Source organism: Haloechinothrix alba, assembly GCF_900188115.1.
In the GTDB taxonomy this organism is placed as follows: domain Bacteria; phylum Actinomycetota; class Actinomycetes; order Mycobacteriales; family Pseudonocardiaceae; genus Haloechinothrix; species Haloechinothrix alba.
Map to the genome: position 1 here is coordinate 152848 of NZ_FZNW01000011.1, position 14509 is coordinate 167356.

Consider the following 14509-nt stretch of genomic DNA (forward strand, 5'->3'; position numbering starts at 1 on the left):
CCTCGTCCGAGGGCTCAGCTACGGGACCGATCCTGCCAGTACGGCTCGCGCAGCTTGAACTTCTGCAGCTTGCCGGTGGCGGTGCGGGCCAGCTCCGAGCGAACCTCGACCGAGGTCGGCGCCTTGTACCCGGCGATGCGCTGCTTGCAGTGCCGGATGAGCTCGTCCTCGGTCACCTGCGCGCCCGGTTCGAGCACGACGAGAGCCTTGATCGTCTCGCCCCACTTCTCGTGGGGCACACCGATCACGGCGACCTCGGCCACGGCGGGGTGACTGAACAGCGTGTCCTCGACCTCGATCGACGAGACGTTCTCGCCGCCGGTGATGATCACGTCCTTCTTGCGGTCGCTGATCGTGAGGTAGCCCTCGTCGTCGAGCACGCCCCCGTCCCCGGTGTGGAACCAGCCGTCGCCGAGCACCTTCTCGGTTTCCTCCGGCTGCCGCCAGTAACCCTCGAGCACCACGTTCGACCGGGCGAGTACCTCGCCGGACTGCGACGTCCGCAGCGTGACCCCCAGCGCCGGGGCGCCCGCGCGCACGAGCTTGGCCGCGCGCTGCTCGGCGGGCAACCCGTCCCACTCCGCGGGCGCGCGGTTGATCGTCAGCAGCGGTGACGTCTCGGTGAGCCCGTAGATCTGGATGAACTCCCACCCGAGCTCGGACTCCACCCGCTCGATCGTCGTGGTGGGTGGCGGGGCGCCCGCGACGATCACCCGGACCCGGTCGCGACCGGGGATCTCGCCGTCCCAGTTCTTGGCGGCATCCAGCACGGCGTTGACCACGGCGGGGGCGGCGCACAGCACCGTGACCCCGTAACGGTCGATCCGGCGCAGGATCTCCGCACCGTCGATCTTGCGTACCACGATCTGGGGGACGCCCATGCCGGCCATCGCGAAGGGCATGCCCCAGCCGTTGCAGTGGAACATCGGCAGGGTGTGCAGGTAGACGTCCCGGTCGGTCACCCCGGCGTGCAGCGCGAACGTCGTGGCGTTGACCCAGATGCTGCGGTGGGTGAGCTCGACGCCCTTGGGCCGGGCCGTGGTCCCGCTGGTGTAGTTGATGGTCGCCACCGCGTGCTCGTCGTGCTGCCAGGGCTCCGGTTCGGTTCCGAAGCGGTACAGCTGGGCGTCGCTGTCGCTGCCCAGGATGAAGCGGTGCGGCACGTCGATACCGGCCAGCGAGTCGGCCAGCTCGGGGTCGACCAGCAGCGCGCTCGCCTGGCAGTGCTCCACGATGTAGCTGATCTCCTCGGTGGTCAGCCGGAAGTTGATCGGCACGAGGACCCTGCCGTACCCGGTCACGCCGAAGAACGAGGTGAGCAGCCGCGCGCTGTTGTGCGAGACGATCGCTACCCGTTCACCGAACCCGATACCCAGCGCGTCCAGCCCGGCGGCCTGGGCCCGGGCGTACTCCCCGAGGCGGGCATAGGTCAGCTCACCGAGCGGCTCGGCAGGCTGGTCGGGTTCGTCGACGACTCCGGTTCGCCCGCCGTAGACGGTGACGGCACGGTCGAGGAAGTCGCGAGCGCTGAACGGTACGAACATTCTGGCCTCCTGCGGTGTCCGGTCGTCGGCAGAGCGACGGGTTCGACGCGGTACCAGCGGACGCTACTGGCCATCCGCGCACCGGCGCTACTACCGGCACAGGTGGACGCTGACCGCGTACCCGCCCCCGTCGTACGGGTCACCTTCCCACGTGGCGTAGCGCTGCCGCAGCTCGAGACCGGCGTCGCGGCACCAGGTGTCGTAGTCGGCCAGCGTCACGGTGGGCTCGGCGAGCGGCAGGTGCGCGGCGTCGAGACCGAACCCGGCGACGAGTAGCCCGCCCGAGCGCAGGTGCGCGGCCAGCCTGCGCACCACCACGTGCTCGCTGCCCTGCGCGACGAGCGGGATCACGTTCCCCGCGGCCACCACCAGATCGAAGCCTGCCTCGATTCCGTGCTCGGCGAGGTCGAGGGTCGCCAGGTCCTCGCGCACCCACGGCACTGCTGGCGTGCTGCGCTCGGCCTGGGCCAGCATCGAGGCGTCCAGGTCCACGCCCACGCAGTCGTATCCGTGCTCGGCGAGCCACGCCGCCACCCGGCCGGTGCCGCATCCCGCGTCGAGCACCCGCGACCCCTCCGGCACCAGCGACGCGCACAACCGGGCCTCGCCGTGCACATCGACCCCGGACTCGGCGAGGTCGGCGAACCGGGACGCATACCGGGCACCGTGCCCCTCCCCCACCTGATCGGCCCAACGACTCATCTCATGGCTCCCTTCGTGACGCTCCCACTCCAGCACAGCGTTCCCGGTAGCGACACACCCGCCGATGACCACCAGCGGTTAACGCAACGCCCTAGCTGTGACGATCACACACAGGCCGGACGTTAAAATGCTGTTGGTCGCGGCACGGATGCCGCAACGTCATGCCCTCGTAGCTCAGCTGGATAGAGCAAGAGCCTTCTAATCTCTAGGTCGCAGGTTCGAGTCCTGCCGGGGGCACTGGCTTGACCAGGGATGACGCAACGAAGCGCTACTACCTATGGATGAGACGTATGCAGTACGAATCTCGGATTCGTACCAGGGCATCCCAGCGGCTCAGGAACTGGGCTGTCCGGTGGCGTGCCCGGGCGGCGCCGTCGAATCGGGGCGGGTGCACGCCGATGTCGAGCGCCGGGTCGCCGGCGCTCGATGGATGGGCGACGGGGTGGGGTGCGGGTGCGTCGAATGCGCTGCCCGAGGCCGGTGTGCTCTCGGCGGACCGTGCGTGAGCAGTTGGTAGCAGTACTGGAGCGCCATCAGCGGCGCACTGCCCGGCGGAGGACGCAGGTCAGCCGCGTGGCCCGCGAGCATCGCGGCGTGCAGGTGGCCTGCCGAAACGGCTCCGGCGCGAACAAGACCCAGCCGTGCCTGTGCTGCAGCTACTGGACGCGATTGAGCAGCGCGGCTACACCGGTGGTCAGACCCTGCTGTATCGCTACAGCATCCACGGACGCATCGAGTCCGACTGGCAGCGATCTCTCCCGAGCGGCTCACTCGTGACCTACTCACCCAACTTGACCAGCTCACAGACCACCAGCGGGAACGGCTCGACGCATCTACGACTGCCTGGCCCGAGCTGACGGGGCTCGCTGCCCCGCATCGGCAACTTCGCCGCCCTACTCACCCCCGACGCCAGCAACAACGAGCACCTCACGGACTGGATCGACCACGCCTGGCTCGGGAATCCGCCCCCGCCTGCACACGTTCACCCGCGGGCTCGAGTTCGACCAGAACTCCCTGCGCGCTGCAGTCACTTCACCACTCCACAATAGACGCACCAGAGAAGTGAACACCAAGACGAGAATGATCAAACGGCAGATGCACGGACCGCAGGCCTCCCCACCTCCACCGCATCCTGCTCGGCCAACGCCTACCCACCGCAACCACCGAATACGGGACAGAGCCAGCCGTCGGACAGTCACGAACACAAGTGACGAAGGTTGTATCCTGCGAAGCGTGCGGTTTCCGGGAACGACGAGGATCTATTTCGATCGCTGGGACGTCCTGTTCGGCATGTACCTGGTTGTCGTGTTGTCGGCCGTCGTGTTCGCCCTGGTGGCCCCAGTGCAGTGGGCAACTTTCATCCAGGAGGCCTGGGGGTGGCTGTTCGGCCGGATTGAGGAATGGGTACGTGGTCTACCCTTCCTCGTTCCCAGGTGAGGCGGATGCGGCGCCCACGGTCGCGCAGCGGCTGCACGGGCTGAATCCTTCTTCGCGCGCCTCCACAAGGGTGAGCTTTTCACGAGAATGCCCTTCGAGAAGGGCGCAGCCTTCGCGGTGGAATCTCTTGCGGCCCGGTATGACGTGCACGAGCGTGGCAGCGTCGGGGTCTGCCGGCTCGACGCCACCGGCGGTTACGGTCGTGACACCCTGCATCTGGACCTGTGTATCCGCGGCTGGCGGGGCCGTCGTGGTCGTATCGGACGTCGGCTCGATGTCCGCTGCGGCCGAGGCCTGGTCTTCGCTGTCCTGGGGCACGTCGTGAGTGTTGTCGGCATCCTGATCGTCATCCGCGTTCGGCCTCTGCTGTCGCTGCGACGAACGTCGACGCGCCGCGTCCTGCCAGGTTCGCCACGCCAGTGGCAGCAGGGCGAGTAGCGCGAGTGCGATGCCGACGTAGGCGAACACGGTCGTGCCAGTCAGGATCGCGGCTGTCACAGCCGCCAGGGACAGCACGAATGCTACAGCGATGACCATGGCTGCTCTCTCCTCGTGTCCGTATCCACGCGCTCAGCGATTGGTGAGATCCTCTGGGGGTGCCTCGGGGTCGTCCGGGCGGTACTGCGATGCGTACTCGACATCAGCGGCTGCGATCTTGTCGCCCAGCCACTCGCGCCACAGCTCGACCTGCGCATTCCTGTCCAGTCGCGCCTTGAGGTCGTCTTGGACCTCCTCGAAAGACAACTGTGTGGCCTCCTCGACCTCGGTGACCTTGCCGACATTCCATCCGCCCTGGCTCTGGACCGGTCCGAACACGTCGCCGGGTTCGGCCCCGAACGCGGCCCCGGCGTAGTCAGATTCGAGATCCTGCTTCTTCACCCAACCAAGGTCGCCCCCCTCGTTCCTGGTTTGTTCGTCGATGGTGTATTCCTCGACGAGCGCGGCAAAGTCCGCTCCCCCTCTGGCCTGCTTCGCGACGTCCTCGGCAGCCTTCTGTGACTCGAGTACGATATTGCTGATGCGCCGCTGCTCCGGGGAGACCATCTCCTTGTCGTTCTCCTCGTAGTACGTGCGCGCGTCCTCGTCCGTTGCCTGTTCCGCCGACTCCGTCACCTTGGCGAACATCCGCGTATTGCGCAGTTGCCGCGAGATCTCGTCGAGTACATCCTGTTCGGAGATTCCCTGCTCGCCGAGCATCTGTGTGAAGGCCTCCCGCTTGCCCTGGAAGTTCTCGTCGATGACTGTCGCCAACTGGTCGCGAGCTTCCTTCTCCCCGACCTCGATACCTTCCTGCTGGGCCGTGCGGTCCAGGATCTTGCTGACCGCGACGGACTTGGCGGCGTCTCGGTTGAACGTGTCGCGCTTGTCCGGGTCCTCGGGCGGTTGGACGCCATACAGCCCACCGAGGACCTCAACGCGTTGCTGAAGCTCTTGTTCGGTGACGACCTCCTCGCCTACCCGGAGCGCGGCGTCGCCGGGTAGCCGGTTGACGACATCATGGACGACGACGGCACTCCCAGCAGCGATGACCAGGACGAGCAACGTGCAGAAAGCCACGCGCACGCGGAAGGACCCCGGAAGTGTCGACCGCCACCAGGCAGCCGTCCGTTCCTGACCGGCGGTGACCCCTGCAGTGTCGATGCCAGTGTCCGCGCCATCGGTCTCCTGCCCACGGATGCCGTCATCTCCGACCCTCTCCGGCTCCGATGCCTCGGCGCCACCGGCACGGCCACGCGGACCCCTCAGGAACTTCATGCGGAAACCTCCTTGTGTGCCAACGCCGGCACGGTAGTGGCACGACCCCGATCCACGGATACGGGCAGCAACCGGACAACGGCGCTGGCAGCGACGTAGGAGAGCAGGACAGTTGCGGTGAGCACGAGCCCGTACTCCCGCAACAACCACAGTGAGGACGGAACCAACGCCAGGAAGCCCACCGCCGAGGTCACCGCGGCCCACGTCACCAACCGCCGCGTCCTCGACGACGCGAGTCGACGCCCAGCCGCGAGCAACACCGTGAACTCGCACGCCGACACCGCCGCGATCGCACCAAGCATCACCGTCAGCGGGGTGAGTGCGATACCCGTTACGGACAGCGCTCCCAATGCCCAGCCCGTGGCGATCGTCGCTGCCAGTACACCGCGCAAGCCGTCGACGCGTCTACGCAGACCCACCAGCAGCACCACACCCGCAGCGGCGATACCAGCGGTATTGGAGATGTACCGATTCTCGGACAACAGCGTGTACGCGCGGTCGGCCGCGACCGGCAACCCCACGAGCTCCACGGTGTAATCCTGTGGTGGGGGCGGCAACGTCTCGCGCATATCGGCGAGCAACTCTCCTTGCTGCCCGAGGTCCTGGATCTTGATACCGAAGTTCATCACGGACTTCTTGCCGTCGCCGCGAACCACCGCGCTGGTAAGGTACTGCGGAACGATCTCCATCCCCGCCCGGATCTCGTCCGCAGTCGGAGAGGCGCCGAGGAACTGGAACAGCCCGGACACCGTGAGTATGGGACTGATACTGTCACCGTGCGCGGCGAGCAGCTCGGATTCGGCCTTCCTCGACCAGTCGAGCGCCTCGGTACTGAGCACATCCGGGCCACGCAACACCACGTTGAGCTCCCCGGACGAGCCGAGGACTTGCTCAGCGTGCTGGGCATCCTCGATCGCGGGCACTCCTTTCGCCAGCTCTCGAGGGTCGGCCTCGATCGATGCTCCGGGCAGCGTCGCCCAACCACCCCCCGCAAGGGCGAGCACGCCGGCGAGTACCGACCACTTGCGCCACTTTCGCAGCGAAGATGCCCGACTCAGGGCAGGTTCGTCGCCGGCGCGATCGACAGTTGAGCCATCGTGCTGCGGACCGACGGCAAGCCCCGTGAGAGCCGTCAAGAGCACACCGGCCGACAACGCCATGCCCAGCTCCCGGACGAACGGGAGTGGCGACAGGAGCAGGGAGGCGAACGCGGCTGCGGTCGCGCACGCCGTCACGAGTACGCGGCGTCGGCTGGTGCGCGTCTGGAGATAGAGCGGGAACGAGGTGCCAACACCCAGCAGAAGTGGCAGTAGCGCGATCGCTCCGAACGACATCGAAATCCCGAGCCACCCGAAGATGGACAGCGTGGCCGCGGTACCGATCAGCCCGGCGGCAAGAGGCCACAGCCGGCGCATCCAGCCCGACTGGGTGGGAACCAGCAGGAACCGTCCCAGCAACAAGACCACAGCCAACCCACCGAGTAAGGGCAGCTCCCGCGTGACCTGGTGAGCCACACCCGCCGTCACAGCGGGCGTTCCGGTGACCGTGACGTCGGAGAACTCCAGGTCCGAATCCTCGACGGCCGACCGGACCCGGGAGACAAGCTCCTGCGTACTGCCCTGATCCAGATTCTCGCGAGGGCGAATCGACACAGCCAGGTTGTCCGCACCAGGAACGACGAACCGCCACTGCGAACGCGGCTCACCCGAATCGTTATAGACGACGTTGTCGACGAACTGAGCATTGTGCAGCGTCGGGAGACCGGCGGGCAAGCCCTTCAGCAGCAGCGAGCCGTAACGGGCCTCGAAATCGGCCACAGCACGATCCGCCCGCTCGCCCGCCTCCTCGGCACCAAGTCCCTCCGAACGCGCCTCCTCCTCTGCCTCGACACGGATCACATCCCGTCGTCCCGCTATCCGCGCGAGCATCTGCTGCGCCGAGACAGCCGTCTGATTCAGCACTGTCGCGGGACCGTACACGGCCGCAGCGTTTGGCAGCTCCGACAGCTGACCTTCCAGACCGAGTAACGCACCGATCCGCTCCTGGTCGAGCAACAGCTCCCGCGCGTTACCCGACTCGAGGATAACCACGATCGGTTCACCACCGAACGACCTCGCGTGCTCCTCCAGAGCCTCAACCGATGGGTCACCCGCCGGGAGAAACGACTTCGCGTCAGTATCCACCTGGAAGCGCAGCAGGCCGGCCAACCCTGTGCCGGAAACCAACAACACGAGTGCCACCACGGCCACTAACCGGCCCCTTGTACGCGGACCCCGGCCCACGACCGTGTCTGGGTCCTTACGCTCTCGAATCACGAGGCTCCACCAACGTGCCTCCACTACCCATAGCCCGGCCTCGAGCGCAGGAGATCGTCGGAAGCAGGCCGCGCTTCTTCACCGGAGATCAATCGTCCTCTTGATTGCGTCACTCTTCGTCGGACTGCGAACGCACCTTTTCGAAACCCTGTCCCGTTCCTGGCTCCTCAAGCGTCCCGGGGGCCGGGTACGGTGTGTGGTCACTGAGAGGATCGGGGAGCGTGAAAGGACTTCCTACTGGCGCTTGAGCGTGGCCTGCGAACGGTTGAATCTTGAGATAGTTGATACCTTCTTCGTCCGTATGCGCAAGGATCCCACTGAAGTTGGTGAAGAAGGCGGCTAGCTCATGGCCGTACGGTTCGATGTAGTCCAGCATCGGGTTCACGTGCGACAGCATCGTCTCCAGCTGGGGCACCATCGAACGCAGATCCTGATTGAACCGCGGTAGACGTTCGAGTGTCGCCGGCGCATCCACCAACGTCGAATCGAGACTTGGAAGCAAGCCCCGCAAGTCCTCCGTCGTTTCCGGGAGCTGCTTCAGCGCCGTATTGACGTCCGGAGCCGCTGACCTCAAGTCCGCGGCCACCGGCACGAGCGCTCCGGAAAGATCAGCCAGTTCCGTCGACGCGACCTGTGTTCGTTCCAGAACACCAGGCAATCTCCGCATGGTCTGCTCAAGCTGCTCCGAATGCCCACTGGTCGCCGAGGTCAGCCGGTCAGCACTCTCCACCAGAGTCTGTATCTGCCCCTCACCCGTATTCAGCGCCTCCAGTACCGCCGAGGTTTCACGCGTGAGAGCCGTCAGGTCCTCGGACTGTGCAGCGATCGCATCGATCGCCGTGTGCCCTTCTCTGCCGAGATCGCCCATGCCTTCAAGCATCTTCGCAACATCCCCGTGCGAGCCGTCAGTTGCCTCACCTAACGTCCGGAACAGACCGCCCAAGGATTCGCGCGTCTCGGAATCCAGGCTACGGAGCACGTCGTGCAGCTGTACGCTCGGCTGCACGGCCGACGGAGGAAGTTGCGTGCCGGAATCCAATTCCGCCCCGTCCCCCGCCGTCACCTTGACGTAGCCCTCGCCGACGAGCGATCGCTCGCCCACACGCACCTCAACACCCTCATGCAACGGTGCTGCCTCAGAGTCCAGGCTGAACTCTACGCGGGCTCCGCCGTCGCTAAGGTTCTCAACCTCCTCGACCTGGCCGACATCGACGCCGGCCAGCCGGACTTCGCCGGCAGGAACCAGATTCAGAACATCCTCGGTCACGAACGAGGCACGATAATCGTCTCCGGTGAGGGGCAACTTGGAGCCGGTACCGGACAACAGGAACCCGAACACGAGTGCGCAGCCAATGACGAAGGCCACCAGGGCTCCGCTCTTCCACGCCAGGCTCGCTCGACTATCGTCCATCATTGACCCCCTTCCTCGGCGTCCGGCCCGGGCTCGCCACCCTGCGATCCGGGAATGACCCCTCCATCCGGCAGCGGGACCGTCACGTGGCCGCGAACCAAACCACCCTGGCCGTCCGCATACTTGAACACCGACGAGGTGTTGTACACGAAGGCTTGCAGGTCATTGAGATAGGGAACGACCGCTTCCGTGACCGGGTCGAGGTTGCCCGATACCGGCTCCAAGTGGTCAAGAGCACCGTGAACGTCACGGACCAGCGGATCGAGATCCTCTAGCAGCGGCTCTGCCTGGTCGATCGCCGGCCCGGCGGCTTCGGCCGTGTTGCCCGCCGTATCCAACGTTTCCCGGACCCGTCCCAGGGTATTCGGAAGCTCATCGGCGACATCATCAATGCTTTCCAATGTCGGATCGAGTTCTCCCGCCAAGCTGTCCACACTCGTCATGGCACGGGACAGCTCGTCCGTCGTTCCCGGAAGCTCCGCGAGCGTCTTCCGCAGTTCCTGGTCGCGTTCCGATAATGTTCCCAACGTCCGTTGCAACGAGTTCGCCAGTTCCGTCAGCCGTTCGTTGTTGCCACCGACCGCGGTACTGATACGCGACAACGCGGTGACGAGCTTACTGATCTTGTCCCGCCGCTCGTCGAGTTTCGCCACCACGGGCTTGAACGAGATCATGGCGTCTGTCGTCGCGTTCACGCCGTCCGGAAGGGTTTCCGGTGCGTTGGCAAGAGCGACATCTGATGTCGCCAGCAGGTTGGTTACCGCGTCGCGTGTTCTGGTATCGAGATGCTCGAGTACCTCGTCCGGCTGCACTGGTCGCTCAGTTTGCCCGACCGGTATGACTTCGCCCTGCTCGAGCGACTCAGCCGGCGGCCCGCCTGGGTCGATATTGACATACATTTCGTTGACCGGATTCTTAGAACGCAGTACAGCCCGCGCGTTGGCGTGTATCTCGTGCCCCGGCTCCAGCGAGAATGTCAATCGTGCGTTCCCGTCGGACGTCACCTCACTGTTTGTCACGACGCCGACTTCGACTCCGGCGATACGTACCGGCGGGTCGTGGGACACGTTGACGGCAGATGCCTTCGCGAAGTCAGCCGAGAACTCGTACCTGTCCGCCCCGGGGGGTATGAAGCTCAGATTTCCCAGAAGGAACGTCAGTGCCGCCAGCCCCAACACCACGAGGCTCGCCAATGCAGTCACATTGCGGCCCAGACCGGGAATGGTGCGAAGGCGTTGCCAGCTGCGGCGAAGTGAGAATCTCGTCTTCATGATGCCATCTCCTATTCACTCGCTCCGCCTTCGCCGCCCAGCAGCGGTGAGGTACCGTCCGGAAGGGGCAATGATGATTCGTCCGGGCGCGGGACAGCGTCGCCGGCGACGTCCTGTTCCGCGACACCTTCATCACCGGCGACAGGCATCGACCCCGTGAGTTGAAGGAAGTCCTGGAGTCCGAGGCCTGTGCCACCGACACCACTGATTCCGGTGCCACCGCCCAGCGCGATTATCTGGCTGTTGTTGTCCCCATAGTGCGACAGGTGTGCGGTCCGCGCGGCAAGGTAGCCGAGTTCCTCGTAGAACTTGTGCCCGTTGCCACCACCCTCATAGTGGCCGGTTCCCTGCCATGACGAGGTCGTCGCGTCCATGATCGGTCCTCGTACCCGTTCCAGAACCGGTCCGCTGATGTTATCGAAGGTTTCCGTCGCATGTTCGGATGTCGGTACGAGCTCATCTACGACCGGGCGTGCTCGCTCCAGTACCGGCACGAGATCGTTGACGACCGGACGAGCTTGCCGGGACACACTGTCCAGCTCACGCAGGAACGGTTCTAGTTCCCGCGCCGCCGGCCGCACCTTGCCTGCCGTGTCGGTGAGGCGGCCGAGTGTCCCACGTAGCGAGCGGAGTCCAGCCCTCGTGCTCGACAAGGTGTCCGGCATGCCTCGCGTGACCTCGGCCAACGATTCACTCTCGCTTGTCAGCGAAGAGCTCACGCCGGCGAACGAGTCGACGATCTCCCCGAGTTGCCCATCGTGTTGGGTCAGCACGTCGGCCATGGCGTTGGTGTTGGTGACCAGTTCACTCAAGTCCCGTCCTGGTCGCCGGCCTTGAGCCGCGGACAGCACCGAACCCGCTGGGCTCAGCACCTCAGGCGCCTCGTCGAACGCCCGCTGCATGGCCTCCGTACCGCCCTGCTCCAACGTCCGGTCCAGCTGTCGCGCCGTTGTCCGCACACCGTCTTGCGCCGGTGGCGGCACAGCACTCAGTACGTCGTCGAGTGCGACGGGGAGCTTGGTGCGCTCTGACGGGATCGTCTCCCCGGTGAACACCTCGCCGTCGCCACTCGGTTGCAGGTCCACGTAATGTCTGCCGCCGAGCAAGGTTGTCGCACGGATGCGCGCCGACGGCGCACGCCCGAGCTTCTCCACCACTCCGGCATCCACGTCCATCGACACCAGGGCCCCGCCTTGCTCGGTCTGGTCGACGTCCCCGACCGTCCCGACGATGACGTCGGCCACCTTCACGTCGCTCACGCCCGGATCGAGGCCCGGAGCACCGTCGAACTCGGCGGTCACAGTCTCGCCTGTACGTAACGTCATCCCTATTTGGTCTTTCGAGTAGGCCAGAACGTACGCAGCAGCCAGCGCAACGACGAGTACGACGCCGAGCGTTAAGGACGACCGGGGCAACGTTGGCTGTCGGAGGCCACGCATCAATTGGATCCTCCTGTCTCCGATTCGACGAGCGATTCGGCTTGGTTGTGGTCGACTTCGCCCGGCTCGGGGTAGACGTTGCGCCGCAACGTGGGATCCTCGATGGCACCCCCGGCTACCGTCGAGAGATGAGAGAACCCGAGACCCAACCGTGCGACGTGCCGACCGTCGCCGACAGACTGCGATACGAAACTCTTGATACGCTGGAAGAACGTAACGATGTCTTGGCTGTACGGCGCTAGGATTTCCAGCGGTGGTGCCGCGTCGAGCAGTCCTTCGGACAGTCGCGGCGCCAGCGGTCGCAGGTCTGCCACTGTCTGGGTGAGATCCTCGACTGCGGGTGTCGCCTTGCTGGCCACACCGGGGATCTTGTCCAGCGGTTCGATCGACTCTGTCAACAAGCCCCGAAGATCCGGTGTTGCGTGCCCGAGCGACTCGGTACCCTCGCGCATTCCGCTCACCGCCACCCGGGCATCAGTCAGCGGCTGGTCGAGCGTACTCACCTCGGTGCGCACGTCTTCGAGGGTGTCCGGGAGCTCCGTCAGTGTGTCCCGCAAGGGTTCAGTACTGTCGACGTTGACCGCACGGAGCGTGTCGTCGAGCTGCGTGACCATTCCGGATATCTGGTGCTCGCGCCCGTGAAACTCATTCGCCAGGTTTTCCACGTTGTGCAGCAGCGCTGGCAACTCCGCTTCGGGACTTGCCAGCGCTGCGGTCACTTCCCCGCCGTCTTCGAGCAGGTCGGGTGCCGCGCTGAGCAGGTCGTGCAGGTTCTCGCTATGCCCTGCCGCGCCGCCGCCGAGCTCGCGCAATGCGCTGGTCATCTGGTCCCGCGTCTGCTTATCGAAAACGTCCAGGAGATCGGCGAGATCCGTCGCACCCACGGTCTGGTCGACCGGGATCCGATGGTTCCCGAGCTCGCCGGCCTGTTCGCTGCCGCGATGAAGCTCGACAAAGCGGTTCGCCAGGGCGGACTCGTCGGCAATGATCGCGCGGGCGTCCTTGTAGACCGGCACATCCCCGTCAAGCTGGAGCGTTGCCACTGTGACCTCATCTTGGAACACATCACTGACCTGCCCGATACGCACACCGTTCTCTCGGACCTCGGACCCTGGTTCGAGTGTGGCCACGTCGTCGAACTCGGCTTCGACGTTGCTGGTCTCCTGCCAGGGCAGTCCTGATTGCGCCGATCCCGCCACGTACACGAGGACCAGTACAGCCACCAAGCCCAGAGCGCCGACCATGAACGACCGCGTCGTTCGCCCCGTAACCGCCGCCATCAGTTACCTCCCAGGAACTGTTCCAGCAGGGCCTCTTCCTGCTTTTCACCCAGCCCGGTCGCACTATCCGCGTCTTCCTTGTCACGATCTGCCGACTGATGGTCGGAACGGTCCTGACCCGCATCTTCGGCGGAGAAACTCTCGCTGTCTGTCGCTCCTGCCGCGGTGTGCTGAGCATCTTCACCCGAGCTACCCAAGCCGAGCGGCGTGCCGGGAATCTGCTGCAGCACTTGGGGCGTATTCGCAACAACGCCACGGAAATAGTGCCCGACACCATCGCGCCCATTCGTGCTCAGCGCCCAGAACTTGACGAAATCGAGCACGGTAGTGATCTCTGGTGTCAGTGCCGCGGTCAACTCGTCCGTGGAGCCACTCACGCTCTCCAACGCCTGTCCACCGGGGCGTAGGTCTTCCACCAGCGGCCGTGCCTGCTCGAACAACGTCTCCGCCCGGTCCAGCACCGGTGGTAGCGCCGCCAGGGCGGGATCAGCGGCTTCCGCAAACCGGTCCAGCTCGGCTGTGATCTCCTCCAGATTGCCCGTAACCGGACGGACATCTCGCAGGGTCTCGGTCGTCTCCTCGCTCATTCCGGAGAGCTCTGCCAGCGTCTTCTGAGCTTGCCGCAGAGTCTCAGGAAGCTGACGCAGTGTGCTGTCCACCGCGGCGTGTTCCGACGCCACGGCCGACAAGGACGTTTCCGTCGATTCGACCAGCTGGTCCAGATGCTCACCTCGGTCGCCGGCCAGCGACTCGGCTACCGGAGCGGTCTTGTCGACGAGCTCGCCAAGCACCTCGTTCTGCTCGTCCAGGACACTGCCAAGCTTCTCGGTGTCCCGCATCGCAGGTTCCAGTGCCTGCAACGCAGCATCGACATTCTCGCCCTGTCCCGCGGTACCTTCTCCCAGCGTCGTCAGTAGAGATGCCAGCGCCGTGCCCGTCGGATCATCGACCTCGTTGAGAACATCCTCCAGATCAACCGACCTGCTCGTGGACTTCTCCGGAATCGCGTAGGGCTCGTCCAAGCGCGGGGCACTCTCACTACCGCGATCCAGCTCGACATATCGCTCACCGAGCAGTGTTCGCGGCTTGATCTTGGCGCCGGCGTCCGCGTGCAGTGGCAGAACCGAGTCCTCGACGGTCATCCGGACTTCCGCGACCTCATCCACCAGATCGATGGACGAGATCTCACCAACCACCACGCCATCCATCTGCACACGATTCTGCTCGACGAGCGGGTTCGCGTCCGCGAATGTTGCCGTCACCATAACCTGATCGTCGCCGTTCGTACTCACGACGGCAAAAGTTGTCGCAACGACGAGCGCCACCAACACACCCGTACCGATCGTCTTTCGCCA

The 14509-nt window shown here is 65.2% G+C and carries 12 protein-coding genes and 1 tRNA gene; 3 read left to right on the plus strand and 10 right to left on the minus strand.

All coding sequences use genetic code 11. The features are described 5' to 3' along the window. Positions 1–14: 14 nt before the first annotated feature. Together CHB84_RS12525 and CHB84_RS12530 are read right to left on the minus strand one after the other, a co-directional pair. Positions 15–1544 carry an AMP-binding protein gene (locus CHB84_RS12525; RefSeq protein WP_089301757.1) on the minus strand — a complete coding sequence of 510 codons (1530 nt, stop codon included), beginning with the start codon at positions 1542–1544 and terminating at the stop codon, positions 15–17. Positions 1545–1634: 90 nt separating this feature from the next. Further along, complete coding sequence (locus CHB84_RS12530) at positions 1635–2246, minus strand: class I SAM-dependent methyltransferase (RefSeq protein ID WP_089301758.1); 612 nt, start codon at positions 2244–2246, stop codon at positions 1635–1637. A gap of 163 nt (positions 2247–2409) precedes the next feature. Between CHB84_RS12530 and CHB84_RS12535 the strand changes: the two genes are divergently transcribed. From CHB84_RS12535 to CHB84_RS12545, 3 genes are all read left to right on the plus strand, one after another. Beyond that, positions 2410–2483: transfer RNA gene (locus CHB84_RS12535), tRNA-Arg, on the plus strand. A 404-nt stretch (positions 2484–2887) separates the two neighbouring features. Beyond that, a complete protein-coding gene (locus tag CHB84_RS12540) occupies positions 2888–3103 on the plus strand; it encodes a hypothetical protein (RefSeq protein ID WP_141134665.1) in 216 nt (71 codons plus the stop codon). A gap of 376 nt (positions 3104–3479) precedes the next feature. Beyond that, entirely contained in the window at positions 3480–3683 is a 204-nt protein-coding gene (locus CHB84_RS12545; RefSeq protein ID WP_089301760.1) for a hypothetical protein, read from the plus strand. Here CHB84_RS12545 and CHB84_RS12550 read toward each other — a convergent pair. The 8 genes from CHB84_RS12550 to CHB84_RS12585 all read right to left on the minus strand — a co-directional run bounded on the left by CHB84_RS12550 (position 3660) and on the right by CHB84_RS12585 (position 14479). Next, the gene (locus CHB84_RS12550) at positions 3660–4220 is read right to left on the minus strand and encodes a hypothetical protein (protein WP_089301761.1); all 561 of its coding nucleotides are present in this window, start codon (positions 4218–4220) and stop codon (positions 3660–3662) included. The genes CHB84_RS12545 and CHB84_RS12550 overlap by 24 nt on opposite strands. Before the next feature lie 33 nt (positions 4221–4253). Continuing rightward, the gene (locus CHB84_RS12555; RefSeq protein WP_089301762.1) at positions 4254–5438 is read right to left on the minus strand and encodes a peptidylprolyl isomerase; all 1185 of its coding nucleotides are present in this window, start codon (positions 5436–5438) and stop codon (positions 4254–4256) included. Continuing rightward, positions 5435–7669, minus strand: coding sequence for an RND transporter family protein (locus CHB84_RS12560; protein ID WP_141134666.1), 2235 nt, complete (start codon positions 7667–7669; stop codon positions 5435–5437). The genes CHB84_RS12555 and CHB84_RS12560 overlap by 4 nt, the downstream gene beginning before the upstream one ends. 193 nt (positions 7670–7862) lie before the next feature. Then, positions 7863–9167, minus strand: a complete 1305-nt coding sequence (locus tag CHB84_RS12565; RefSeq protein ID WP_089301764.1) for an MlaD family protein — start codon at positions 9165–9167, stop codon at positions 7863–7865. Then, entirely contained in the window at positions 9164–10435 is a 1272-nt protein-coding gene (locus CHB84_RS12570) for an MlaD family protein (protein WP_089301765.1), read from the minus strand. The genes CHB84_RS12565 and CHB84_RS12570 overlap by 4 nt, the downstream gene beginning before the upstream one ends. An 11-nt stretch (positions 10436–10446) precedes the next feature. Further along, positions 10447–11760 carry an MlaD family protein gene (locus CHB84_RS12575; RefSeq protein ID WP_176439927.1) on the minus strand — a complete coding sequence of 438 codons (1314 nt, stop codon included), beginning with the start codon at positions 11758–11760 and terminating at the stop codon, positions 10447–10449. 113 nt (positions 11761–11873) lie between these two features. Further along, on the minus strand, positions 11874–13154 hold the full coding sequence (locus tag CHB84_RS12580) for an MlaD family protein (protein ID WP_089301767.1): 1281 nt from the start codon (positions 13152–13154) through the stop codon (positions 11874–11876). After that, on the minus strand, positions 13154–14479 hold the full coding sequence (locus tag CHB84_RS12585; protein ID WP_176439928.1) for an MlaD family protein: 1326 nt from the start codon (positions 14477–14479) through the stop codon (positions 13154–13156). Before CHB84_RS12585 ends, CHB84_RS12580 begins: the two co-directional genes overlap by 1 nt. Positions 14480–14509 lie beyond the last annotated feature (30 nt).